The organism is Aquiflexum balticum DSM 16537 (assembly GCF_900176595.1).
Classification (GTDB): Bacteria; Bacteroidota; Bacteroidia; order Cytophagales; family Cyclobacteriaceae; genus Aquiflexum; species Aquiflexum balticum.
This window is the reverse complement of record NZ_LT838813.1, coordinates 5,140,300-5,163,515: the sequence shown is the minus strand read 5'-3', so window position 1 is coordinate 5,163,515 and position 23,216 is coordinate 5,140,300. Positions and strand designations below refer to the sequence as shown.

The 23,216-nt window shown below is 41.0% G+C and carries 24 protein-coding genes and 1 tRNA gene; 18 read left to right on the top strand and 7 right to left on the bottom strand.

From position 1 onward, the window contains the following. Positions 1-54 precede the first annotated feature (54 nt). From B9A52_RS21850 to B9A52_RS26410, 4 genes are all read left to right on the top strand, one after another. On the top strand, positions 55-1,200 hold the full coding sequence (locus tag B9A52_RS21850; protein WP_113926323.1) for an IS110 family RNA-guided transposase: 1,146 nt from the start codon (positions 55-57) through the stop codon (positions 1,198-1,200). 227 nt (positions 1,201-1,427) lie between these two features. Beyond that, entirely contained in the window at positions 1,428-1,784 is a 357-nt protein-coding gene (locus B9A52_RS21845; RefSeq protein ID WP_084122732.1) for a hypothetical protein, read from the top strand. Positions 1,785-1,849: 65 nt separating this feature from the next. Further along, entirely contained in the window at positions 1,850-2,158 is a 309-nt protein-coding gene (locus B9A52_RS21840) for a hypothetical protein (protein ID WP_084122731.1), read from the top strand. A 973-nt stretch (positions 2,159-3,131) separates the two neighbouring features. Beyond that, entirely contained in the window at positions 3,132-3,254 is a 123-nt protein-coding gene (locus tag B9A52_RS26410) for a hypothetical protein (protein ID WP_262483135.1), read from the top strand. Positions 3,255-3,343: 89 nt separating this feature from the next. Here B9A52_RS26410 and B9A52_RS21830 read toward each other — a convergent pair whose 3' ends face one another. Next, on the bottom strand, positions 3,344-4,489 hold the full coding sequence (locus B9A52_RS21830; RefSeq protein WP_113926323.1) for an IS110 family RNA-guided transposase: 1,146 nt from the start codon (positions 4,487-4,489) through the stop codon (positions 3,344-3,346). A gap of 546 nt (positions 4,490-5,035) precedes the next feature. On the opposite strand from B9A52_RS21830, the gene B9A52_RS21820 reads away from it, so the two are divergent. From B9A52_RS21820 to B9A52_RS21765, 11 genes are all read left to right on the top strand, one after another. Beyond that, positions 5,036-5,914, top strand: coding sequence for an RHS repeat-associated core domain-containing protein (locus B9A52_RS21820; RefSeq protein ID WP_197687254.1), 879 nt, complete (start codon positions 5,036-5,038; stop codon positions 5,912-5,914). A 136-nt stretch (positions 5,915-6,050) separates the two neighbouring features. After that, positions 6,051-6,398 carry a hypothetical protein gene (locus tag B9A52_RS21815; protein ID WP_084122728.1) on the top strand — a complete coding sequence of 116 codons (348 nt, stop codon included), beginning with the start codon at positions 6,051-6,053 and terminating at the stop codon, positions 6,396-6,398. A 66-nt stretch (positions 6,399-6,464) separates the two neighbouring features. Continuing rightward, positions 6,465-7,217 carry a M91 family zinc metallopeptidase gene (locus B9A52_RS21810; RefSeq protein ID WP_084122727.1) on the top strand — a complete coding sequence of 251 codons (753 nt, stop codon included), beginning with the start codon at positions 6,465-6,467 and terminating at the stop codon, positions 7,215-7,217. Positions 7,218-7,219: 2 nt separating this feature from the next. Continuing rightward, a complete protein-coding gene (locus tag B9A52_RS21805; protein ID WP_157370256.1) occupies positions 7,220-7,738 on the top strand; it encodes a hypothetical protein in 519 nt (172 codons plus the stop codon). Between the two features lie 40 nt (positions 7,739-7,778). Then, entirely contained in the window at positions 7,779-8,618 is an 840-nt protein-coding gene (locus B9A52_RS21800; RefSeq protein ID WP_197687253.1) for an RHS repeat domain-containing protein, read from the top strand. Further along, positions 8,572-9,363 carry a hypothetical protein gene (locus B9A52_RS21795; protein ID WP_157370255.1) on the top strand — a complete coding sequence of 264 codons (792 nt, stop codon included), beginning with the start codon at positions 8,572-8,574 and terminating at the stop codon, positions 9,361-9,363. The genes B9A52_RS21800 and B9A52_RS21795 overlap by 47 nt, the downstream gene beginning before the upstream one ends. A gap of 9 nt (positions 9,364-9,372) precedes the next feature. Further along, positions 9,373-9,651: a hypothetical protein gene (locus tag B9A52_RS21790; protein ID WP_084122723.1), complete on the top strand. Its 279-nt coding sequence runs from the start codon at positions 9,373-9,375 to the stop codon at positions 9,649-9,651. Then, entirely contained in the window at positions 9,648-9,884 is a 237-nt protein-coding gene (locus B9A52_RS21785; RefSeq protein ID WP_084122722.1) for a hypothetical protein, read from the top strand. Before B9A52_RS21790 ends, B9A52_RS21785 begins: the two co-directional genes overlap by 4 nt. 113 nt (positions 9,885-9,997) lie before the next feature. Beyond that, entirely contained in the window at positions 9,998-10,996 is a 999-nt protein-coding gene (locus tag B9A52_RS21775) for a hypothetical protein (protein WP_157370254.1), read from the top strand. 87 nt (positions 10,997-11,083) lie between these two features. Continuing rightward, positions 11,084-12,118: an RHS repeat domain-containing protein gene (locus tag B9A52_RS21770; RefSeq protein WP_172805261.1), complete on the top strand. Its 1,035-nt coding sequence runs from the start codon at positions 11,084-11,086 to the stop codon at positions 12,116-12,118. Between the two features lies 1 nt (position 12,119). Continuing rightward, entirely contained in the window at positions 12,120-12,548 is a 429-nt protein-coding gene (locus B9A52_RS21765; protein ID WP_157370253.1) for a hypothetical protein, read from the top strand. Between the two features lie 42 nt (positions 12,549-12,590). Here the strand turns inward: B9A52_RS21765 and B9A52_RS21760 are convergent, their stop codons facing one another. Continuing rightward, positions 12,591-12,839, bottom strand: a complete 249-nt coding sequence (locus tag B9A52_RS21760; protein ID WP_231955355.1) for an XRE family transcriptional regulator — start codon at positions 12,837-12,839, stop codon at positions 12,591-12,593. Between the two features lie 275 nt (positions 12,840-13,114). On the opposite strand from B9A52_RS21760, the gene B9A52_RS21755 reads away from it, so the two are divergent. Continuing rightward, positions 13,115-14,479, top strand: coding sequence for a hypothetical protein (locus tag B9A52_RS21755; RefSeq protein ID WP_157370252.1), 1,365 nt, complete (start codon positions 13,115-13,117; stop codon positions 14,477-14,479). Between the two features lie 174 nt (positions 14,480-14,653). Here B9A52_RS21755 and B9A52_RS21745 read toward each other — a convergent pair whose 3' ends face one another. Both B9A52_RS21745 and B9A52_RS21740 read right to left on the bottom strand, forming a co-directional pair. Then, the gene (locus B9A52_RS21745; protein WP_084122716.1) at positions 14,654-15,880 is read right to left on the bottom strand and encodes a site-specific integrase; all 1,227 of its coding nucleotides are present in this window, start codon (positions 15,878-15,880) and stop codon (positions 14,654-14,656) included. Between the two features lie 370 nt (positions 15,881-16,250). Further along, positions 16,251-16,335: transfer RNA gene (locus B9A52_RS21740), tRNA-Ser, on the bottom strand. Between the two features lie 390 nt (positions 16,336-16,725). Between B9A52_RS21740 and B9A52_RS21735 the strand changes: the two genes are divergently transcribed. Beyond that, positions 16,726-18,294, top strand: coding sequence for a M81 family metallopeptidase (locus B9A52_RS21735; protein WP_084122715.1), 1,569 nt, complete (start codon positions 16,726-16,728; stop codon positions 18,292-18,294). Positions 18,295-18,497: 203 nt separating this feature from the next. On the opposite strand, the gene B9A52_RS21730 is transcribed toward B9A52_RS21735, so the two are convergent. Further along, positions 18,498-20,675, bottom strand: coding sequence for a DUF5916 domain-containing protein (locus B9A52_RS21730; protein ID WP_084122714.1), 2,178 nt, complete (start codon positions 20,673-20,675; stop codon positions 18,498-18,500). 39 nt (positions 20,676-20,714) lie between these two features. Between B9A52_RS21730 and B9A52_RS21725 the strand changes: the two genes are divergently transcribed. Next, positions 20,715-20,978 carry a hypothetical protein gene (locus B9A52_RS21725; RefSeq protein ID WP_084122713.1) on the top strand — a complete coding sequence of 88 codons (264 nt, stop codon included), beginning with the start codon at positions 20,715-20,717 and terminating at the stop codon, positions 20,976-20,978. A 131-nt stretch (positions 20,979-21,109) separates the two neighbouring features. Here the strand turns inward: B9A52_RS21725 and B9A52_RS21720 are convergent, their stop codons facing one another. Next, a complete protein-coding gene (locus B9A52_RS21720; protein WP_084122712.1) occupies positions 21,110-21,874 on the bottom strand; it encodes a CBS domain-containing protein in 765 nt (254 codons plus the stop codon). Beyond that, on the bottom strand, positions 21,871-23,082 hold the full coding sequence (locus tag B9A52_RS21715; RefSeq protein WP_084122711.1) for an acetate/propionate family kinase: 1,212 nt from the start codon (positions 23,080-23,082) through the stop codon (positions 21,871-21,873). Before B9A52_RS21715 ends, B9A52_RS21720 begins: the two co-directional genes overlap by 4 nt. Between the last annotated feature and the right edge of the window lie 134 nt (positions 23,083-23,216).

Genomic DNA, 23,216 nt, shown 5'->3' with positions numbered 1-23,216 from the left:
ATAACGATGAGTTAAGAACAAGAGGGGATACTGTTTTTATAAACCTTCTATCCTATGTTAAAATATTCTGTCGGACTGGATGTTTCTAGTAAATCTATCAATGGCTGCTTATCTTCCATAGATAAAGGTCAAAAAGTAACGGTGAAATCCACCCAGACTTTCCCAAATTCAAAAACCGGTTTTAAATCGATGGATTCTTGGATCAAAAAAAACCGAAAGGATGAAAACGTCCCTTTGGTAATCTGTATGGAAGCTACGGGGAATTACCATGAAACCTGTGCTTTGTACCTGTTTGAAAAGGGCTATTCTGTATCTGTGGTTTTGCCTACCAAGGCGAAAAACTATCTTCGCTCACTTGGAAATAAATCTAAAAACGACACGATCGATGCCCGGGGATTGGCTCAGATGGGAGCCGAGCAATGCCTGTCTCCCTGGTCGCCGTTTGGCAGGTTTTTCTATGAACTCCGTTCCCTGACCAGGCATCACCAGAGCCTGCAGGAACAAAAGACAGCTTCAAGAAATCAGCTCCATGCCATTAAAAACGGCATGTATTCTTCCAAGGCAGTTGAAAAGCAGTTGGAAAACATGATCAAACTGATCGATAAACAGCTAGAACAGCTTGAATCCACAATCAAAAACCACCTCCAATCCAAGGCAGAAGTATGGGGCAAGGTCGGGAATATCTGTTCGATCAAAGGAGTGGGTATCCTTACAGCGGCAATAGTTTTGGCCGAAACCAACGGCTTTGAACTTTTTGAAAACAACAAACAGCTGGTAAGCTATTGCGGATATGATGTCGTCGAAAACCAATCCGGAAAAACCAACGGAAAAACCAGGATCTCAAAAAAAGGAAACTCAAGGATAAGGCGCGCGATGTTCATGCCGGCATTCCAGACAATAACCTATCAGGTCAAACCTTTCTACAACTTATTCAACCGCACTTTCGAAAAGCATGGCTTGAAAATGAAAAGCTATGTGGCTGTCCAAAAGAAAATCCTAACTACCATCTATGCATTATGGAAAAACAATATGCCGTTTATTGAGGATTATCAACCCGAAATATCCAAAGAACAGGAGCTGGAGCTTCCCTCTCCGGTCAGCTTTGAAAAAGCTGAAAAAAATAGTGCCGATCAAGTCGGCACTACACAAGGTAAACATCCAAGTGAACGATCACTGTATGCTTCCTCTCCGGTATCGTAAAGGTAAAAAAAATTAAAATAATCTTGATTTTAAAGATAGTACCTACACCCAGTCCTAGCATTCATCGTTTGACTACGCCCAGAGGGGGGGAATGCAAGAAGTCAATTAGCAAATGATATTTTTAATTTAAGAAAGCATATAAATGCTCCAAATTCAAATTTACAACAGCTTATTCAATTGAATAAAGAAACTTACCCAATACCATATATTAAGAAACCATAAAGTGCATGAAATCTGATGAATTTATAAAGAAAATTAAAATAACAGTTTCTAAGGGGGCGATAAGTGATGTTTTGGATAATCTTGAATCTCCTGCAGGAAGGAACCCCGAAAAAGAGTTATTAGAAATTTCTAAATGGTATAATAACTTGAATCAAAAAGATAAGTTTTTTGTTGAAAAAGTGATTGGGATGAGCGTAGATACTAGTGTGTTTGGGTTTTTATGTGTACTTGACGAAGTTAGGGCTATTGAAAATTCACCAAATAAAGGAAGCCTCAAGCTGTATTATTCTAAAGATGAAACCAATACTCTATTAAATAATCATAACGAGGAATATCTTCATGACCTATACAACTCTTTGTAAATGTTTAAAATTGAAAATTAAACCTATTACCAATTAGGACTTTGATTAAGAATTATGTGGAATTTATGGTCAATATAAAAGACTATCCTTTATTTATTCCTCCTAAAGAGGTCAATTCTAAGAAGCCGAGAGAATGGAGTTATACAGAGGCAAAAGTGTACTTTGATTGGTTTATGTCTGTAAAAGATGACAGGGTTGAGTACCTGCTCACTGTCCTTGATGAAGACCTTACCTGTGATAATGAAAAATCCTTAAAAAGGATAGGGCAAAAAGTTTTTGACCTTTTGCACAAAGAACCCTTTTCAACAGATGAATCGTCAGGAAAGGTGATAACCAATAAAGGGTTGGCCCTTGCTGCAGATATATCATTGTAGGTTTCAAAATTGATTATTAATAATCATCCGGGACCCAAATAGGGTATCGTTAGAACCCCCAAACGTGATTTGTTTTTTCATTTGCCAGTTATATTTAATTTTCCAAAACTGGGGCATTTAGAGTTGATTGGTGGATCAATATTTAATTCAAAAGCTATTTTGAGAGGGGAAGAAACTTATGATGTTTGGTGAAGAATGTTTAAATATGCCGACGATATTTTGAAGAACAAAAAATAGAACAAAAGCCCGGCAAGTCCGGGCTTTTTGCTTTTACAGCGCAGCGACATTTTTCTGGAAGAAGTCTTTGAATTTTTTGTTGGTGAGCATCTTGTCGATCAGCTTGAAGATGGTCTGTCTGTCCTAGTCCTCCAATTGCTGGATAAGCCTGAGCTGTTTGACGGCAGTTTTGTCCTCGATGACGACTTCGGAGGGGATATCCCCGTCATATGCAAGTATCTGGTCAATAGTCATGTTGAAGAGCTCTGCTGGCTAGTGGCGGTGCATCGGGAAATTATCTCTACGACAACAACGGGAACCAACGGGTCAACAAGGACAAACGGATTTCGGAGACCAAATTCAACCACCTGAACCTGCCCGAGGAGATAAGTTTCACCACAGGGGGCAAGATCAGGTTCGCATACGATGCGGAGGGCAATAAACTGACGCAGAAGGTATATAACAGCAGCGGATCTCTGACGAAGACACAGGATTACATCGGGGAGTATGTGTACCAAAACGGGGCTTTGGATTACCTTATCCACGAGGAGGAGGACCGAGCGTTAAAAAACAGTCCGGTGGACTGTTTTAGCGAGGGGGAAATGAAGTATTGGACACATGAAATCGAGCCTGACGAAATCGGTTCATGATTGTATGATTTTTTTTGCGAGATTCAATCTGACCTTTGAAAATTAAATTATAGACAGATTAAAACCATGCCATTGAGCTTTATCGACCGGAGATGATAGAAAGTAGGATGAATTATATTCATGAGAATCCTGTAAGGGCAGGCATTGTGGAAAAGCCTGAGGATTATCTATTTTCCAGTGCGAGAAATTATTCTGGGCTAAAAGGTCTGATAGAAGTGGATTATTGTTGAATTTGTGTGTTTTCCAATTGTAAATTGGAATTGATAGAAGGGTGTAGGTACTATCTTTAAAATCAAGATTATTTTAATTTTTTTTACCTTTACGATACCGGAGAGGAAGCATACAGTGATCGTTCACTTGGATGTTTACCTTGTGTAGTGCCGACTTGATCGGCACTATTTTTTTCAGCTTTTTCAAAGCTGACCGGAGAGGGAAGCTCCAGCTCCTGTTCTTTGGATATTTCGGGTTGATAATCCTCAATAAACGGCATATTGTTTTTCCATAATGCATAGATGGTAGTTAGGATTTTCTTTTGGACAGCCACATAGCTTTTCATTTTCAAGCCATGCTTTTCGAAAGTGCGGTTGAATAAGTTGTAGAAAGGTTTGACCTGATAGGTTATTGTCTGGAATGCCGGCATGAACATCGCGCGCCTTATCCTTGAGTTTCCTTTTTTTGAGATCCTGGTTTTTCCGTTGGTTTTTCCGGATTGGTTTTCGACGACATCATATCCGCAATAGCTTACCAGCTGTTTGTTGTTTTCAAAAAGTTCAAAGCCGTTGGTTTCGGCCAAAACTATTGCCGCTGTAAGGATACCCACTCCTTTGATCGAACAGATATTCCCGACCTTGCCCCATACTTCTGCCTTGGATTGGAGGTGGTTTTTGATTGTGGATTCAAGCTGTTCTAGCTGTTTATCGATCAGTTTGATCATGTTTTCCAACTGCTTTTCAACTGCCTTGGAAGAATACATGCCGTTTTTAATGGCATGGAGCTGATTTCTTGAAGCTGTCTTTTGTTCCTGCAGGCTCTGGTGATGCCTGGTCAGGGAACGGAGTTCATAGAAAAACCTGCCAAACGGCGACCAGGGAGACAGGCATTGCTCGGCTCCCATCTGAGCCAATCCCCGGGCATCGATCGTGTCGTTTTTAGATTTATTTCCAAGTGAGCGAAGATAGTTTTTCGCCTTGGTAGGCAAAACCACAGATACAGAATAGCCCTTTTCAAACAGGTACAAAGCACAGGTTTCATGGTAATTCCCCGTAGCTTCCATACAGATTACCAAAGGGACGTTTTCATCCTTTCGGTTTTTTTTGATCCAAGAATCCATCGATTTAAAACCGGTTTTTGAATTTGGGAAAGTCTGGGTGGATTTCACCGTTACTTTTTGACCTTTATCTATGGAAGATAAGCAGCCATTGATAGATTTACTAGAAACATCCAGTCCGACAGAATATTTTAACATAGGATAGAAGGTTTATAAAAACAGTATCCCCTCTTGTTCTTAACTCATCGTTATGGAGCATTGAAGGAGTTCTTCATGCCTGGGTACTATTCAGATTCGAAGAGGAAAAAATAAAGGTGTGATCCCTACACCGCAGTATCAGCATTGCTGTACTTAATTTGCAAATCAGGCTACACCTTTATTCTGTTTTTTGGTTCAGTTTAAAGATATGAGTTGCAAACTCACCCAGGTGCCGCCTAAGGCTTATACTACACTGAGAGGGGGGACCCCGGAAGCTTACCTGATGTATGCGTTATATGATAAAGACAGTAACCGATATGAGGTCGGCAAGAGAGTCCTCACAAGAAACGCAGCCAATCAACACGAAGAACTGGAAGAGAAGCTTGCGATCAAAAAAAATGGCTATATTGAGACCTTCGTAGTTAATGAGACTAGCCAGGACGTATGGTTTGACAATTTCAAAGTCCTTAGTCAGGGGTCGATTCTGGTGCAGGAGACCCATTATAGCCTGTCCCGATAGCGCTGCGTATCGGGAATCCTTGGGGATTGGAACTTAAAGGGATCGGGTATGAGTATGCCGGGGTGAAGAGGAATAAGTATCTCTACAACGGGAAAGAGCTAATAGAGGACAACGGTCTTCAATATTATGACTATGGGGCGAGGATGTATGATCCGGCGATAGGGAGATGGGGTGTAATAGATCCTCTTTCTGAGCAGATGCGAAGACATTCCCCTTACAATTATGCCTTCAACAATCCGATCAGGTTTATTGATCCTGATGGGATGGCTCCAGGGGATTTCCTTGATGAAAATGGAAATGTTATAGGTAAAGATGGCAAAAAAGATGATGAATTATATTTAGTAACCGATGCTACTGAAAGAGGAATTATTATGGCAAACAATTCAGTCGGGGAAACAACTCAACTAAATGAAATTTCTTCGGCAATTAGATTACCAAGTATTAATGTACGTCAAAAAATGGGGGATGCTGTTGATCGGTCAAATTTACCAAATGTCTCGGTAGGCGATACAAAGGGCGGATTTCATGAAGAAGGAGGTTCGTATGGAGTATCTAGAGGGAAAGAACTAGCTATTGAAGCCAAACCTGGATTGGCCAATATGGATATGAAATTAAATTCCAAAGCCCAAATTAACACAACTGACCCAGCAGACCCGAGTTCAGTTCCATCAGATTATAGAATTTCTGGAACTTACCATGTACATCCAAGTGGCACAAAAGATGGTAAAGGCTTTGAGCAATCACCCTCACCAGGGGACTATTCGGCAGCCAAAAATGTAGCTATTAAAGGGAGTGGGCCTCATTATGTCTTAGGTGCTGGTGTGAATAAAGTTTTTATCTATAATGCAACTCAGACTATTGGAACTCTACCATTAGACAAATTTAGAACTATAGGGAAAAAATGACTTAAAAATATGTTGTACAACCTTTTATTGTTTTGCATAATCCCATTTTCTATGATGTGTAAACATTCAAATGAAATGATACATAATGACGAAGATATAGATATTAAGATAACTTTTCAAATAGAAGACGTCGAAATTGAAATTTTATAACACATTTTCGATTGAATTTATTATAAATGACAAAATATATAAAGGAATTATTAAAGGTAATAATTTAACATTGCCAGTTTTTTGTGAGACGGTAGATTTTGTTCAAGTTTTATTCCAATTTGATGATCATATTCTTTATTTTCCCAAAGTCGATTTTGAATTAATAAGTTATCCTGAACAAATTAACTGGGTATTTATTGTTAAATATCCTCCATTTACAGAAACTAGAATAAAAAACCTAAATGTTCAAGAGCCTTTAAAAATTCATTATCTTCGATTTTCACCAAATGAAGGTACGGGAATCGAAATAATTGAACCAGTTTACGCAAAATAGTTACCTCTACAACGGAAAGGAACTGATTGAGGACAACGGTCTTCAATTATATGATTATGCCAAAGAATGTATGACCCGGCAATCGGTCGATTTAACCGCATAGACAGGTTTTCAGAAAAGTATTATGGATTATCTCCTTACCAATATGGAGCAAATAACCCAATAAAGTATATTGATATAAATGGGGACAGTATTGTTGTAAATACACAATTTGCTATACCAACTATATTTGGAGGGGTTAATGCCAATATATCCCTACACTACAACAACGGTACTTTTAATTTTCAAAATGGGGCAGAATATTCCGGGCCTGATCAATTTGTGAATAATGTAAAGTCCGGGCTAAATGAACTCGAAAAAAGTAACGCTGGTAATGAAATGATCAATACCTTAATATCAAGCACTGAAAAAATGTCAATTTCTGATTCTGAAAGCAATGGGTATAGTCCTAGTAAAAAAGAAGTTTCTTGGAATACTGAAAGTAAAAGTTTAATTCCAACTGAAATGGGACTTCAAAACCCAAAATCATTCATAAGCTTGGGGCATGAACTAGCCCATGCAGAAGACCATGTTAAGGGGACATTAAATACTTCAAGGACTTGGACTTCAAATAAATATCCACAAGCTGAGAAATATGCGACCCATCGAGAAAATCAAATTAGAGGTGAATTAGGATTGCCATTAAGGACTCACTATGGTTTGCAAAGATTAAGTTCCGGTTCTTTAATACCAGATAAACAATCCCAAATAATAAAAAATGGATTCAGTAATTTCTATCAAATGAAAGTAGGTCCAATTTATTTACCATACGTTTATTAAAAATGAAAATAAAGATGTATTCGACAATAATATTAATTTTTTTCTGTTCTTGTTGCTACCCATTGAAAATGAATAAAGGCGTAAGCAATATCCTAGAAAAACTTTATATTGATCAAAGAAAGCTTAATCCAACAATTGCGAAAAACCTTGATTATTCAAGAAGAATGGCAAATAATGAAAGTGATTTTAATGAACTGTTCAAAAGTGAATTTGATACCTTATGGTTGATAGAAAGAGTAGATGAAGTTGATTTAAGCACTTTCTCTTTTGCATGGACTTCAAACAGAGATGATGTTTTATTATTTAATGTTGATCATAATGGAGTTATTGTTAATAGGGAGAGATACAGCAATTTCAATGACCCTTTGATCACAGTAGTTGAAAAATTTGATACAGCTTCAATTAGTGGGAAAGAGAGTCCTCTGGGAGCTAAAAGAGTATTTATTAGCGGAATATCAAAGCAGGAAGTTAGGACCTTTTATTTTACAGATATAACTTATCCTGAAAATATTGTTGAATAATTAACTTTGGAGGCCCGAGATAAAAGTATAGGGGATTAAGGTGAACAGGTACCTCTACAACGGAAAGGAACTCATCGAGGACTTGAATCTTAATTTCTATGACCACGGGGCAAGAATGTACGACCCTGCTATAGGCAGGTGGAGTGTTGTTGATCCATTAGCAGACCATTCGAAGCAGATTGGAATGTCACCCTATTCTGGCATGTGGAATAACCCTATAAGATGGAATGACCCAGACGGTATGATGCCATGTTGTCCGGGAGGGGCAAGACCCGCTGTAAGAAGTTACGTAAGGGTAGCGAACGTATCTAACCTAAGAAGAACTGTTTCCCAGACAGCAAGGATGCACAATTCCGGTATTGCGACAATTGGCAGAAGTGAAGGGGCGCTTGTAAAGACACAAAGATTCCATACGAGTAGAGGGGGAGGGAGAAATATGTCCGGTTTTACATCGTCTGCTGGGCCGGCTGAAAATTTCGATAATACCCATACTTTTGGAAACCTTTGGGGCAATGCCACCAAATTAGCTGTCCAGATCTTAGATGATGCTAAGACCATAACAAAGGTTGAATCATTTGATGAGGTCGGTAAGTTTGAGGTTTCCATTGGCGCGGACTATTTTGTGGATGATTACAATACGACACAGGAGCTGGTGGGACTACAGGAACAATGGGAAAACGGCGTCAGGGAAAGAGCGAGGGGGGGATTGTCCGCAGAGGAGTTTTGGCAGCTTCCAATTGAAGAGCAAAGTATGAAAATGGGACTGTCCAGGGTATTGTCCGGCCCATCACCCCTGTCAGTGATAGAGAACATGTTAAAGGGGCAAAAGCCTGATGAGACAGAGAAAAGGAGGAACGATGTGGTTAGACCAGGTAATTAATCTTTTTAAGAAAAAACCCAAGTGTCCTGTTGGGAGCACAGACAGGGCTGTGCTGGATAATGTCTTTTCCCATCTAATCGAGGAGTTTGGAGAAGAGTTTGTTTTGGGTTCCAACGTTTATACTGATCCCAAGGAAATAACAGGGATGGGGCTTAGTGGAGATGAAACCTATGCTCAAATACTGTTTCAAAAACTTGGGGCTATAATTGATGTGGACACAAGTATGGTGGAGCTGGGTCTGTTCAGCGACCCGGAGGATGTTGTGTTGGATTCAGGAGTTATCATGGTTTCAGAGGAAGGCAGTGAGCCTGCTTCCAGTAAGTTTACGGAATACTCTGATGGAAGTGTTGAAATATTGATCAACCATAAGTATTTAAATGATCCCAGTTGTTTGGTGGCGTCCATTGCGTTTGAATTGATCCGGCTGAAATCAAGGAGAGAGGGAAAGGAATTCTCAGAGGATGATGTTTCTATTGAGGTGGCACTTATTCTTTTTGGATTTGGAGTGTTCAATGCAAACAGCTCGGTTATTAAAATGAATACATGGTCAAGTGATTTAAGGGGCGGATGGAATATTAAAAAAGGGGCCAGCCAGCTTTCTCCTGATGCCCACGGTTATTTGCTTGCGTTGTACTCCTGCTATAGAGGTGAAAATAATCCTGATTGGGCTGATTCTTTGGAAAAGGAGGTAATGAAGTCCTTTTGTGAGAGTCTGAAATATCTAAAGTATAGGTCCGGGAATTAGTGAAAAGGCATGTATAAGAAACAAAACATCTTGTTTATATTCCCATTGGTACTTTCTGTTCTGTTTATTCTTTTAGGGGGTGTCATGATAGTTAAGGATCTGGCCGCTTATGGTGTGAATAGCAGAACGTTGAAATTGTCAGGTTTGGGCGGGCACCTTCTGATATTGATAGGGATTATTTTCTTGGTTGTTACCTATTACAGCTTATCTCCCTTTAGTTGGATCCGGAATATTGACTTCAATTTTTTCAACAGGAAAAGAAAAGAGAACGGGGATAAGAAAAAATGATTGATAGTATAATAGGTTCGGTTTTCTTCGAGTTTGTTGGAGCCTTGACAAAATGGGTCGTATATGCGGTGCTCCACAAAGTAAGGGGGAGAGAGGTTATAAGTTTTAAGGAAATGTGGGACGGAAGAAAAGGAAGCCAGAAATCGGAAATCATCATGCATGGTTTTTCAAATATCCTACTTGGCCTTATAGTGGTGGTTGGTCTTTTTGTTCTGGTTATAAAGTTGACCTGATGATACTATATTGAGATAATAAGCCTAGCGATGTTCGGGCTTTTGTGTTTTTATGCGCTGAGTGAGTTCTGGACCTGGCACTTGAACAGGAATGCGTCCATCAGGGCGAAGATGTGTTCCCTGTCCTCGGGTTGCAGTTTTTCGATGTCCTGCAGGCGTTTGACGGTTTTTTTGTCGAAGGAGCTGTTTACCCCCTCGCCGACCAGGTAGTCCAGGGATACGCCGAAGGCATCGACTATTTTTTTTGCCGCCTCGATGGAGGGGACGGCATCCCCACCTGGGTAAAGAGTGGCATAGGGGCTAGGTGTAGATTGCCCACTAAGCAAGGACAAACGTATTTCGGAGATCAAATTCAACCACCTGAACCTGCCCGAGAAGATAAGTTTCACCACGGGGGCAAGATCAGGCTCGCATACGATGCGGAGGGCAACAAACTGACGCAGAAGGTATATAACAGCAGCGGATCTCTGACGAAGGCACAGGATTACATCGGGGAAGTGGTGCTTGTGGACGGCGCTTTGGATTACCTGGTGCATGAGGAGGGGAGGATAGTATCCGAACCGGATGGTCTCCATAGTGAATTTTACGTAAAGGACCATCTTGGGAATGTGCGACAGGTACTGCGCAGCCCGAATATTCAGACCTTTATGGCCACCATGGAGATTCAGAATGCGGAAACTGAAGAGGTGGATTTTTCCATGGTATCGGCATCCAGACAGACAGAACCTGAGCATAATGTGACCGAAGGCGGCAACGAGGTTGCCTGGCTGAATGCAGACCGGGGGAGAATGTTAGGACCCGGAAGGACCCAGGAAATCTATGCGGGTGACAGTCTGAAGCTACAGGTGCACGGCAAATATGTGGACGACAAGAATCAAAAGGCGAATGCGGGGAGCTTTATGGCAGTGGGGGGCGTGAAAAGACTGGTGGCGGACCTGAACGAACTGGCGCTGTTCACCCAAAATGCCGGCGGTGCAAATCCGATAGCATTATTTAACCTGGCTGATATCCTGGGCAAGGATCTCCAGAAAAGAGAGGCCCCGGAGGCATATCTGATATATGCACTCTACGACCGGGACAGCAACCGCTACGAAGTAGAGGACCGAACGTGAAGAAACAGTCCTGTGGACTGTTTTAGTGAGGTGCCAGATTGAAGGGTAGGAGTCCTGAGTAAAAATGCAGCAAACCAGCATGAAGTCTTGGAAGAGAATATGTATATTTCGAAAGACGGATATATGGAGACCTTTGTGGTCAATGAGACTTCCGAAGACGTTTGGTTTGACAATATGATGGTGATGAGTGTGAGTTCGGCCATCGTTCAGGAAACTCACTATGACCCTTGGGGATTGGAGCTTAAAGGGATCGGGTATGAGTATGCCGGGGTGAAGAGGAATAAGTATCTCTACAACGGCAAGGAACTGCTGGACGACCAAAATCTCAATTTATATGATTACGGGGCACGTTATTGCGATCCGGTAATGGGGCGCTGGACCAGTGTGGATCCGTTGGCGGATCAGTTCCCAAGTTGGTCTCCGTACTCTTTCTCTTTCAATAATCCTCTTCGTTTCATTGATCCAGACGGAAGGGCACCTTGGGATGTGATCATAAAAGGTTCGGAAAGTCAAGCCGCTTTTAATGAATTGCAAGCCTCAGTACAAGGACAGCTTAACTTATCAATGGATGCAAATGGGAAAGTAAGCTATACCCAAGTTGGAGAAGGCAAGCTTTCTAATGATGCTCAACAATTAACCAATGCAATAGATAACAGTTCTATCGTAGTTAATGTTAACGCAGAAAACACAACAACAACATCATCCGGCGATTTATACATTGGCGGTGCTTTTGCCGGGAATACTGTTACAAAGGGAGCAGACGGTAATATAGTTGTTGCCGAACAGGAAGTAAATCCAGGGGTTTTAGGGAAGATGAGTACGGCTCACGGAAAACCGGGAGCCGATATGTTACACGAAGTTACAGAAGCTTACCAGGGTGGATTGATATCACAGAAGCAAGGAACTTCTTCTCCCGCATCGAATAAGGCCGGCTCTGTATATCCGAGGGCACACGGCAGAGCCACAAAACAGTCGGGTTCTATTTTTGAAAGAATATATGATGCATCAGGCAAAGAGATGAAAATGGCTCCGTCAGGCGGTTATCCAGCAGGTGTAAAAAGTGCTGATTGGTATGTTAAAGACAAAAAGGGCAATAAAGTTGTCATCCAAAAAGTGCAATAATATGAAAGCCATTGTATTTATATGTTCTTTATTTATGCTGCTTTCTTGTTCAGGCTCAAAAGGCTTGAATCAAGATAGAAATGATGATTCAAAGTACCTTATTAAAAAGATAAGGGCTATGAACTCTTGGCATATTATATATGCAGAGAAACAAGGCAGTCTCTACAAAATAGTTGTCGGTAAAGCAGATGAAGTAAGGGGTGATTGTGATGAAAAGATAGCTGTAGGGGAATATTATGATCTAGAATTAAAGTCAAGAAGGGATAACGCACCAGTAATTAATGGGGTTAAGTTAAAGCCTATGAATTATCTTGATGTAGAATGCTATGCATATGATGAGGAAACAGAGATCTGTATCGAACCCAAAAAGGGGATATTAGATTTATACTATACAGATGATCTAATAGGATTATGCTACTTAAGAAAATAGAGCCCTGAACTCAAAAAACCGGCCTGGCCGGTTTTTTTCCATTTATAGCGCAGCGACATTTTTCTGGAAGAAGTCTTTAAACTTTTTGTTGGTGAGCATCTTGTCGATCAGCTTGAATATGGTCTGTCTGTCCTCTTCCTCCAATTGCTGGATAAGCCTGAGCTGTTCGACGGCTGTCTTGTCCTCGATGACGACCTCGGATGGGATATCCCCGTCATATGCGAGTATCTGGTCGGTGGTCATGTTGAAGAGCTGTGATGCCTTGTAGAGTTCATCCACGGTATTTGCCATGGTTCAAAATTTGGGTGAATTTTGGCTTTGGCCTCAGGTTAACGTAAATACTTTTTTCTATCCCAATGAATTTGTAATTCACATTATGGTTAACTATCTTCCATTTGAGCTAACGGTTGTCTAGTCCAATAGCATCATGATTTCTATCATGGATTACATTATTGAAAGGATAATAGGGTAGAATTGAATAACTATCACCATCGGTATCCACTAAATATTATCATTTAAGGAATGAATAATACCCTATAAACTGTACTTTTTAAAAAATAAAATGAATGAAAATAAAGACTATTTACTTTTTTATTTTGGTCTGCATGTTTTGGACTGAAGCTCAGGCACAAAAATTACCCACTCTCCCCTCCAAAAGTGGACTGACAGCAGGCATACCCAAACTGCCCGCCAAACCTGAAATCCCTTATCTGGAAGAACTCAGACAGATCCAGTCTTTGAAAAGGTCTTATGATTCTCTCCGGAAAGAAATGAGAAAAATCAAGGAAATTACCGCTGACAGCACCCAAAGGGACAGTCTTTTTACCCTGGCAAAGGATAGAAGCAAACAGGTGCTGGAACAGGAAAGCAAAACGCTGGAAAGCCTGATAGCAAGTGATGATATTCCCGGGGAGGAAATCAGCAATGCAGCTAAATCTACTCTGGAAAGGGTGAATGAATCCAAGGCAAGGATTGCAGATATCAAAGATGTTGATGAACTGGAATCTCTCGTGGACCTGAACAATGAAAACCTCAAAGCACTCACCAATGAATGGCTGATGCCAAAAGTGGAAGCAGAGCTTACCGAAGTGATGAAGGAAGGATTTGATCCTACAAATGTAAAGCTCCGTGACTTTTACGGAAAGGATGCTTTAGAAGAATTGACCAAAAAAGGCCTGCCATCAGAAATCCCTTTTGAACAGGCCAAGGAACTTGCAAAAGAGAAGGCAGGTCATATTTCCAACGAATATATCCAAAAGGCAGGAAAGGATTTTTCAAAGCTGCAAATTGATTCTCTGGGAAACATTAAAACCATTCCACCCGAGTTGAAAAACAAAAAGAAAGCATTTTTTGAACCAAACGAACTAAAAGGTGCTCCTGTTGTCCAAAGGATCGGAACAATGTTGTGGTATGACCCGTTGACTTCCTTCGGGGATGGATTGCTGCTGGACTTTGGGCTTGCCTATTCTTTCTCGCAGCAGGTCAGTTTGTTGGGCGGGGTGACATGGAAAAAGCTATTTGACGATGAGGAAACACTCAGAAGAGAAGGGATAGGCGGATTTACCGGATTACGCCTAACCAAAGGAAACTGGTTTGCACAGGGAACGGTTAACCGTAACCGGGTTACCATTTCTCATCCTGCAGGCTATGAGTCCTTGGATTTTGCGGGGAAAGCCTGGGCTTCCAGTTTTGCTCTGGGAAGAACCATCCCGATGGGCAAGACCATCCGGTCCGTGGTGATCGGTTCCATTGACCCCTTCTTTGACAAGCAGACGAGTCTGTACAAAAACAGGTTTCAGTTGAAGATCGGCTTCGAGATCGGATCATTCAATAAAATCAAAAAGGAAGTAAAGGAATTGATTCCGGCGGATGGATTGGAAGAAAAGGGTAATGAGAAGGTACAGTATTATTTGAAGGATATTGGGAAATGATGGTGACACAGGAAGGAATTCGAAAAAAATAGCTGCACAGAATAATTTGATTTACGATTTCAGCCCTCCCTGTTTTTGGATTAGGACCATTCGGGTCTTTAAATATATGCATCTGATTATCAAAAAGAGAGTTCTTGAGATACTTCACTGGCAATGCTTTGAATTTCTTAATATTTAAACATTTTTTTTATTCATCATTTCCCTAAGTCTTTGCATATCCTTACTGATCTTGATATCCAGGATTTTTGCATAATGCTGGGTCTGCTTGAGGGATTTGTGGCCAAGCATTTTAGAGACCGTTTCGATAGGTACACCGTTGCCCAGCGTAATTGTAGTCGCAAATGTGTGCCTGGCGATATGAAATGTCAACTGTTTATTGATGCCACAGACATCAGCGATTTCCTTCAAATAGGAATTCATTTTCTGGTTGCTCAAAACAGGTAATATATATCCTTTATTCTCACAATATGGATGGTCCTTATATTTTTGGATAATTGACAGGGCCTGTGGGAGTAAAGGTAGCCTTGTTGGGGTTTCTGTTTTTTGCCTTTGGGTAAATATCCATTGTTCACCATCTATACCCAGTTTAATCTGTTCCTTTTTCAGGTTTTTGACATCTATATAGGCAAGTCCGGTATAGCAGCAAAAAAGAAATATATCCCTGACCTGTGATAATCTTTCAATACCAAAAACCTTTTTTCGGATACTGTTCAATTCTTCGTTACTCAATACCTCCCTGACAACTTCCTTTTTCACCATTTTGTATCCAAGAAACGGATCCCTGATCAGCCATCCTTTTTTGACACAGGAGAGAACAATCTTTTTGAAATTTGACAGATATTTTACCGTAGTATTGTGGCTGCAGTTCCTGACAGTTTTCAACCAGAATTCATAGTCTGAAATGAATTCATAATTGAGTTGGTGGATTTCAATGTCATCTTTTTGGAATTTCCATTGAATGAATGACCTGGTATGGTCCAAAGATGTTCTGTACCGCTGAAGGGTCCCCGCAGCGAAGCCTTTTCCTACGAGAGCTTCTAGCTGTTCATTGTGTGCCTGAAAGACCTCCAATATTTGTTTCCGATCCTCAGTTTTTCTAAGTAGTACATTTTTGATGTTTTCTGCAGTCACATCTTTGTTGTTGTCCATCAGGACTATCTTGGCCTGTAGGATTTTCATTTGAAAAGAATCCAGAAAGGCATTTAGTTGCCTTACCTCTTCTTTGTTTCCCATTGCTCTTCCCTGTCCTTGATTCCATTTGTGAACCTCACAAACCCTTTTTGTGGAGATTTCCCTTGAATCACCGTCTACGGTCACTCTAGCGTAGATATACTTCACCGATTTCTTACTGTTTTTGGTTGTTTTTAGAAAAAACATCAATCCAAAGCTTTTGTCCAGCATAATGTTGTTTTTTATTGGTTTAATAAATGTCGAAAAACAGGCAAACCAATACAAGATATTCAGCTATTGAACATGTTGTTTTTCAGTAGTTTAAACCACCTAAAAAGCGTCTTTTTTTTGAAACCAAAGGACGCCACGAATGACGCTCTAGAATTTTGGGCATTTTTGAAAAATTTGGTGGTTTTCGCACCAAAAACAAAAAGCCCACAGTTTGCGGACTGTAGGCTTTTTATCAATAAAATGAATTAAAATTGGTTGAAAATGTGCTTAAATTCGCTTTAAATCCACTTTTTCAATTTCTCGGCTTATTTCGTTCAAATCTGGAGAATCTTTAATTCTTCAAATTTGAACGTTTTGTAAGCCATTTTCGCAGAGGAGGAGGGATTCGAACCCCCGGTACCTCACGGTACAACGGTTTTCAAGACCGCCGCGATCGACCACTCTGCCACTCCTCTGTTTGATAATTAACGAATCGCTCGATTACGGATTGCAAATGTAGCCCTTAACTTTGATTTTGCAAATCCCTATCGGTCAAAAATGATTTCCTTTGCCTTAATTCATTGATTTTCTGAAATATTGAATTGTGAATTTCTGAGTGCAGGTCTTCAAATACTATTTATTGAACGATGTCGGATGACCGATGTTGGGGAGTGGGAAGTTTGGGAGCAGTGATCAGTAGGCAGTCTCAGAGGGCAGTTTTCAGTAGGCAGTCGCAGTAGGCAGTTAGCAGGGGGTAAGCTGGACAGATTGAGAATATGCTGCAATTTGAGGGTATAATGTCGTTGTGAAATTAGATTTTGTATTTAAAAATCCTGTATTTTAAGGGTTTATTAATCCAATCAAACATGACCAAAACCACCAATTTCCTTTCATTGATATTGATCTGTATTTTATTGCTCGCTTGTAGCCAAAAAGAAAATACTGGTGAGAATTCCCATTCATTGCCCCGGATTGCCATCGCAGGGATAGCCATTGAATCGAGTACTTTTTCTCCGGCAGTGAGCGAAATGGATGCTTTTAGGGTAAGCAGGGGCGAGGAGATTTTCAACCTTTATCCGTTTTTCTCGGCGGATTCGACCAATAGAAACCGGGCCAACTGGTTTCCAGCTTTGTATGCCCGATCCTTACCTGGAGGGGCGGTGACAAGGGAAACCTATGAGTCCCTCGTGACCGAAATGCTGGATAAACTTCGCGAAAATGCTCCTTATGATGGGATGTTCTTTGATATTCATGGTGCCATGAGTGTGGTAGGAATGGATGACCCGGAAGGGGATTTGATCACCCGGATCCGGGAAGTCATCGGTGATGAAACCATCATTTCCACTTCTATGGATTTGCATGGCAGTGTGTCTTGGCGATTGGCTGAAAACACAGATTTGATCACCTGTTATAGGATGGCCCCCCATGAAGATGCCATGGAATCAAAAAAACGTACGGTGGATAACCTCTTGGAAAGGTTGGAATCAGGAACTGGCAAACCTGCCTTCAAAGCTTGGGTGGCTGTACCTATTTTGTTGCCAGGTGAAAAAACAAGCACAAGAGTTGAACCTGCCAAGAGCTTGTATGATAAAGTTGCCCCGATTGCGGATCAGGAAGGGGTAGTGGATGCAGGAATATGGATTGGCTATGCTTGGGCCGATGAATCGCGTAACCAAGCCTATGTCATGGTCACAGGAGATGATCAACAAAAAGTAACTGATGGTGCCGAATATTTGGCCAGAAGTTTTTGGGAGGTAAGGAAGGAGTTTGATTTTATTGCACCCACTGCCACTTTGAAGGAAAGTCTGGATAAAGCTATTGCAAGCGATAAGAGACCGTTTATCATCAGTGATATGGGAGATAATCCGACTGCCGGTGGGGCAGGGGATGTAACTTGGACACTAAATGAAATTCTTTCCCGTCCCGAGTTCAAAACAGATAAGGGTCCTTCATTAATTTATGCTTCTATTCCGGGGCCTGAATTGGTTGAAATGGCCGTCAAAGCCGGAGTAGGGGCTGTGGTGGAAGGTAATGCAGGCGCTATGGTGGATGACCGATATGCTCCCCCGATTCGAATAAAAGGGACGATCACTGCCATCGAACATGGAGACCAGCACGCGCAGACAGAAGTGGTGGTCAAAGTCGGCAGTGTATCTGTAATAGTGACCAAAAGACGTAAACCCTATCACTATGAAGCTGATTTTACCAATTTGGGTCTGAACCCGAGGGAATCGGATATTGTGGTAGTAAAGATTGGTTACTTGGTTCCTGAATTATATGATATGCGGGCAGATTGGATCATGGCTTTGACTCCAGGTGGGGTAGATCAGGATTTGGACAGATTGGAGTTCAAACGCATCAACCGCCCCATGTTTCCTTTCGATAGGGATATGGCTGACCCCGATCTCAAAGCAAAGTTGGTTCCGGTGAAGTGATTGGCCATACCCCATCGATCATGCCGATGTGAGTGTCTCACTCACATCCTTTAGGTTTGCAAGCCCCACCTCAAAACGGATACTTTTCTCATTCTTTGTACTTGGTACTTAGTACATTGTACTTACTGCCTTCAGTCTCGCTTCTTATAACGACTCTACATCGGTCATCGGTCATCCAGCATCCGACATCCATCAACCCCAAATCATATATTCCACCAATAAGTAAACTTCAAAGCCACAGACCTGTTTTTGGCATAAAAAGGGGCGGGGAGGTAGTTGTCGGTAAATACGAGAAAAATATCGGAGGCAGGTTTAAACCGCCATTGCAATCGGGTGTTCAGGTTGATGTTGTCAATCTGTTCGTTGTATTGTATAAAGGCAGTTATAAAAAAAGTATTGGTCAGGGTCAAATCCAATCTTGGTCCTATCAGCCAAAATGAAGTCACATTCCATGGTTCTGGCAGATGGATTTCATTGTAATTGGCATTCAAAGCAATACTGAAATAGGGTTGGAAGCGATAGCCCATTTCCCCTCTGTAGTTATATCTGCTTCCATCCGCATAGTATCCCCCGACTCGAGCTGCAAAAGCATAGGTAAAGATACTCTGTGGTTTGGAGGTGTATTCAGTACCCCATGCATTCCACCGATGTTCAGAGCCTGTTGCCAAAGTATCCCCTGATGCATTTGTAGGGTCGAATGGATCCAACAATTTGATAAAATCATAGGAACCCCATACCGTGAGATTACTCTGACTTCTAAATCTGATTTTATAGGACAGACTAGTTTCATTGTCAGTCTGCTCTAGGTCCTTGTTAAAAAACCGTTTGGTACTTATTTCCGGGCCATGGCTAAGGATTTTTTTACTTTCCGGAAAAAAAAGATAGCCGATTGTTGGGTTTATTTTGTAAAAACCTTTTCGGGGAACATAGCCAACTTCGGCAGTGTAATTTTCCGATACATATTCGTGCTGCCAGTTCCAATATAAATTTCCGCTTGCGTAGCGAAGGTTGGCGGCATAGGCAATGCCGGTACCTGAAGTGTTTGGATTGAAGGAGGTAAGCAGGAAAGTCTTACCTGTCCACATATTGTTTGAAGAGGCAAGGTTGAATTCCAAACCCATATTGCGGTCATAATCAGGTTGGTCGACACTGCTGTTGTCCAAGGTATAATCAAACATCCCCGCTTGTCTGCTTACCATGATAGCGCCAATGGTGGATCTTGCAAATACCCGTCTTTGGAGGGTTAAAACAGAGAAATTCTGGGGATTAATTTCATTTTCCTCCACTTCATCGGTCTGCATGGTCATGGCGCCGATCCGCCAGTCTTTATTGATTTTTCCGCTCAATCTTGCTCCTGCAATAATGGGAGCATCCAAGCCTATCCTTCTTGAAAAGAATGGCCTTATGGTTTCATAACCAAAGTTGGCAAACAAGTCTCCGTTTTCCAGGAAGAACTGTCTTCTTTCAGGAAAAAAAAGCTCAAACCTATCCAGATTGGTAACCTGCTTGTCCACCTCAACTTGGGAGAAATCCGGATTGACTGTCAAGTCGAGATTAAGTGCCGAGCCAAGACCTATCTTGGCATCCATTCCAAACGAATTTCTATATTGGGGACTTTCCCCTGCTTGACGGTCCTGGTTCATGCCACTCAATCCATAAGGAATCAGGGAAATATTGGGACCTGCAGCAGGCGGAGGTTTATCCCAAACCAATACGCCTGTATAGGCAAGAGAAGCGGAAGGAAACTGTCGGGGAACAGGTGCCCAGCCTGACTTTTCAGTTGTTTTCAGGTCCATCCGGCTGAAGTTGATTCCCCATTCTTTTATTCCGGATTTGTATCGAATTGATTTAAATGGAATGGCTGCTTCAAATATCCATTTATCATCGTAATTGAGGACCTTGGAAACCCATTTATTGTCCCAGCTCAAATCTATTTTCCCACCGTCAAACATGATGCCGTCCCATTGGGCACCTGCTGCATTGGCACCAAATGAAAAGCCATTGAACTGATCCTCAAAAGGATCCATGAAAAAAATGAAATTATCGTTTTTGCCAAAATTGAAATCCCTTCTCAGTGATTCCACCATGTAGGGACCTTCCACGGCATGATAATTAATGACTATCATATAAATATTTTTGTCATCATAAGCCATTCTGACATCAGTCCGTACCTGCGAATAACTTGTATCCATGGGGGTAATCATGAAAAAATCAGTCGCCACATCCGCATTCAGCCATGTTTCTTCCTCCAATTTCCCATCAATTGATATGGCTTCATTCGTTTTTTGGATATTCAGCCTGTAGGAAGAGTTTATTTTTTGGCCAACAGAAACTCCTGAAATGAGAAAATACAGTAATATCAGGAAGCCGGTTTTTTTCATGGATTAGATCGGGTAAATCTTTGCGCAAGAACAAATCTAATGAAGATTCATGCGGAATCTGTAAATCTTTTTCCAACAGTTGATGAGGGTTTAAGAATGGCCTTTTTTGATTATGGTCAGCTGGAAAAAATAAATCAGCCTACTTTTACAGGTTTGATCATGAATCAAAACAAGACTGGATTTTTGTATTCAAGATTGTCTACTTTGATTTTTTTTTCAAAACAAGCTGGTTACAGAAAACAGATGGATTTGATAAAAAACCTTAATATGTATATCCGCTTTCATGCCGGTAAATTGTTTTAAAGGCTTAAAATTTCGGTTGATTGCCTTTTCCGCTAGCTTGGGTCATCGGTCTTCTGTCCCAAAAAACAAAGGAAATTTGGATAGTGGTCTAATTGCGGATAATCATAAAACTTAATTATAGAAATATAACATTACGAATCAAGGGGGAGCACAGCTGAAATTTCATTTTTGCCACTGCCCCGCAAGACGTCAATAATCATTTCCAGATCTTCGCTGATGGTAATTATTCCGATGATGGGTTCATCTCTTCGTCCGTTTTCGGTGATCATGAGCGCTTCTGTAAGGCTTTTTTTACCTAGACTGTCAATAAAATATTCCCGAGCCGTCACAAAATCAGTATTGCTTTTTATAATTCGATAGTTTTTAAATTGTTGCGTGGCTTTGAAGACATCCTCTATGGTTGATTTTTTGCAGATTTCAAAAGGGCTTTCCAGGGTTGTAATCTTTGCCATCCATCTGGCAATGGATTCAAAATTGACCATGCCCAAAATATAACCCTCTTTGATAATCGGGACCTGGCTATAATCTTTTTCTACCATAGCATGGAGTACTTCTACCATAGAGTCTTCCGGGGAAACCGTAAAAACCGGTGATAGAAAGTGCTGGGAAACCAAGGGTGGGTCCAGCAACATTTTCACTATTTTTTCTATCTGCTCAACCACATCCTCCCTTGGATCTGCGACAGGTTTTCCTTGTTTTCTATCAGAATGCATGATGGCATTTCTGAGATTGCCAAAAAGTCTGAGTTCTTCCCTGTATTGCCTTACAATGAGGTTTTCCTGACTGGCTTCATCAATGAGATTAAAAAAACTGGTAAAGTTTCTTGCTTCCAGATTCCTTCTCAGATAATTCTCTATGGAATTAAAAGCCTGGATAAATCGCTCTGCATTGTTCATTGGTTTTGTGGTTTATTTATCAAAGCAAATGCCTGTTTACCTATTTCCAATTCCTCATTTGTCGGGATAACGAGGATTTTTACTTTGGATTCTTTTTCATTAACCTCTCTAATATCAGAAGATTTGATTTTATTTTTTGATTTATCCAAAGAAATACCAAAAAAATCCATGTTTTTACAGACAGCTTCCCGCATATCAGGATCATTTTCACCAATTCCCGCAGTAAATACTATGGCATCCAAGCCATTGAGGCTGGCGGTGAAAGTTCCGATATATTTCTGAATCCTATAGGCATACAGTTCATATGCCAAAATAGCATCCTGATTGCCTTCTTCCATGGCTTTTTTGACATCACGCATATCACTCAGACCACAGAGACCAAGTAAACCACTCTTTTTGTTCAAGATATCATTGACTTCTTTTGCCTTGAAGCCGCGTTCATTGATCAGGTGAAAAATAATGGAAGGGTCAATGTCCCCGCTTCTCGTGCCCATCACCAATCCGCCCATCGGTCCGAGGCCCATACTGTGGTCAATGGATTGACCGCCTTTAATGGCTGTCATGCTGCTGCCGTTGCCAAGATGAATGGTGATGATTTTGGCATCGGGATTATTCAGGTATTCAATTGCCTTTTTTGAAACATACAGGTGGCTTGTTCCATGAAAGCCATAAGCCCTGATTCCGAAATCCGTATAAAGTTCCTTCGGGATGGCGTAGCGATAGGCCCGCGGAGGCATACTTTGATGGAAAGCAGTATCAAAAACCGCGATCTGTTGAGCATTTGGGAAAACCCTTTCAGCCACAGTTATACCAATGAAATTTGGAGGATTATGTAAAGGTGCCAAAGCAAAAAGTTCTTTGATTTTGTCCTTTACTTCCTTGGTGATCAGGGTGGTGGAGGCAAACTGTTCCCCGCCGTGCACTACCCTGTGCCCTATAGCAACAACCTCATCGACTGAAGAAATGACCCCTTTTTCAGGATCAAGCAATAGTTTGTTGACTGCCAGCAATCCTTCTTCATGGTCTTGGATGTTTCCTTCTATTTTGAAAACTTCTTTTTCACCGTTTCTATGGAAATTATGGGTCAGAGTTGAATTTTCCAATCCTATTCTATCTACCAGACCACTGCAAAGGGGTATTTCATTAGGCATTTCAAAAAGCTGGTATTTGAGGGAACTGCTTCCTGAGTTCAGTACGAGAATTTTCATTTTTTCAATTAAAGTCAAATAAATTCAAATTTTGTTTAAGTAGCAGAAAGAAACAAGTGAATGGAAATTAAAAAACCGGTGATGTAACTGATTCAATCCGGCTTGATTTGAGGGAGACTTTATCCTTGAAAAAG

Bases quoted from the DNA above. Each gene is read 5' to 3' on its own strand.
- B9A52_RS21850 (WP_113926323.1), top strand. From the start codon at position 55: ATGTTAAAATATTCTGTCGGACTGGATGTTTCTAGTAAATCTATCAAT.
- B9A52_RS21845 (WP_084122732.1), top strand. From the start codon at position 1,428: ATGAAATCTGATGAATTTATAAAGAAAATTAAAATAACAGTTTCTAAG.
- B9A52_RS21840 (WP_084122731.1), top strand. From the start codon at position 1,850: ATGGTCAATATAAAAGACTATCCTTTATTTATTCCTCCTAAAGAGGTC.
- B9A52_RS26410 (WP_262483135.1), top strand. From the start codon at position 3,132: ATGAATTATATTCATGAGAATCCTGTAAGGGCAGGCATTGTGGAAAAG.
- B9A52_RS21830 (WP_113926323.1), bottom strand. From the start codon at position 4,489: ATGTTAAAATATTCTGTCGGACTGGATGTTTCTAGTAAATCTATCAAT.
- B9A52_RS21810 (WP_084122727.1), top strand. From the start codon at position 6,465: ATGTATGACCCGGCAATCGGTCGATTTAACCGCATAGACAGGTTTTCA.
- B9A52_RS21805 (WP_157370256.1), top strand. From the start codon at position 7,220: ATGAAAATAAAGATGTATTCGACAATAATATTAATTTTTTTCTGTTCT.
- B9A52_RS21795 (WP_157370255.1), top strand. From the start codon at position 8,572: ATGAGACAGAGAAAAGGAGGAACGATGTGGTTAGACCAGGTAATTAAT.
- B9A52_RS21790 (WP_084122723.1), top strand. From the start codon at position 9,373: ATGTATAAGAAACAAAACATCTTGTTTATATTCCCATTGGTACTTTCT.
- B9A52_RS21785 (WP_084122722.1), top strand. From the start codon at position 9,648: ATGATTGATAGTATAATAGGTTCGGTTTTCTTCGAGTTTGTTGGAGCC.
- B9A52_RS21765 (WP_157370253.1), top strand. From the start codon at position 12,120: ATGAAAGCCATTGTATTTATATGTTCTTTATTTATGCTGCTTTCTTGT.
- B9A52_RS21760 (WP_231955355.1), bottom strand. From the start codon at position 12,839: ATGGCAAATACCGTGGATGAACTCTACAAGGCATCACAGCTCTTCAAC.
- B9A52_RS21755 (WP_157370252.1), top strand. From the start codon at position 13,115: ATGAAAATAAAGACTATTTACTTTTTTATTTTGGTCTGCATGTTTTGG.
- B9A52_RS21745 (WP_084122716.1), bottom strand. From the start codon at position 15,880: ATGCTGGACAAAAGCTTTGGATTGATGTTTTTTCTAAAAACAACCAAA.
- B9A52_RS21735 (WP_084122715.1), top strand. From the start codon at position 16,726: ATGACCAAAACCACCAATTTCCTTTCATTGATATTGATCTGTATTTTA.
- B9A52_RS21730 (WP_084122714.1), bottom strand. From the start codon at position 20,675: ATGAAAAAAACCGGCTTCCTGATATTACTGTATTTTCTCATTTCAGGA.
- B9A52_RS21725 (WP_084122713.1), top strand. From the start codon at position 20,715: ATGAAGATTCATGCGGAATCTGTAAATCTTTTTCCAACAGTTGATGAG.
- B9A52_RS21720 (WP_084122712.1), bottom strand. From the start codon at position 21,874: ATGAACAATGCAGAGCGATTTATCCAGGCTTTTAATTCCATAGAGAAT.
- B9A52_RS21715 (WP_084122711.1), bottom strand. From the start codon at position 23,082: ATGAAAATTCTCGTACTGAACTCAGGAAGCAGTTCCCTCAAATACCAG.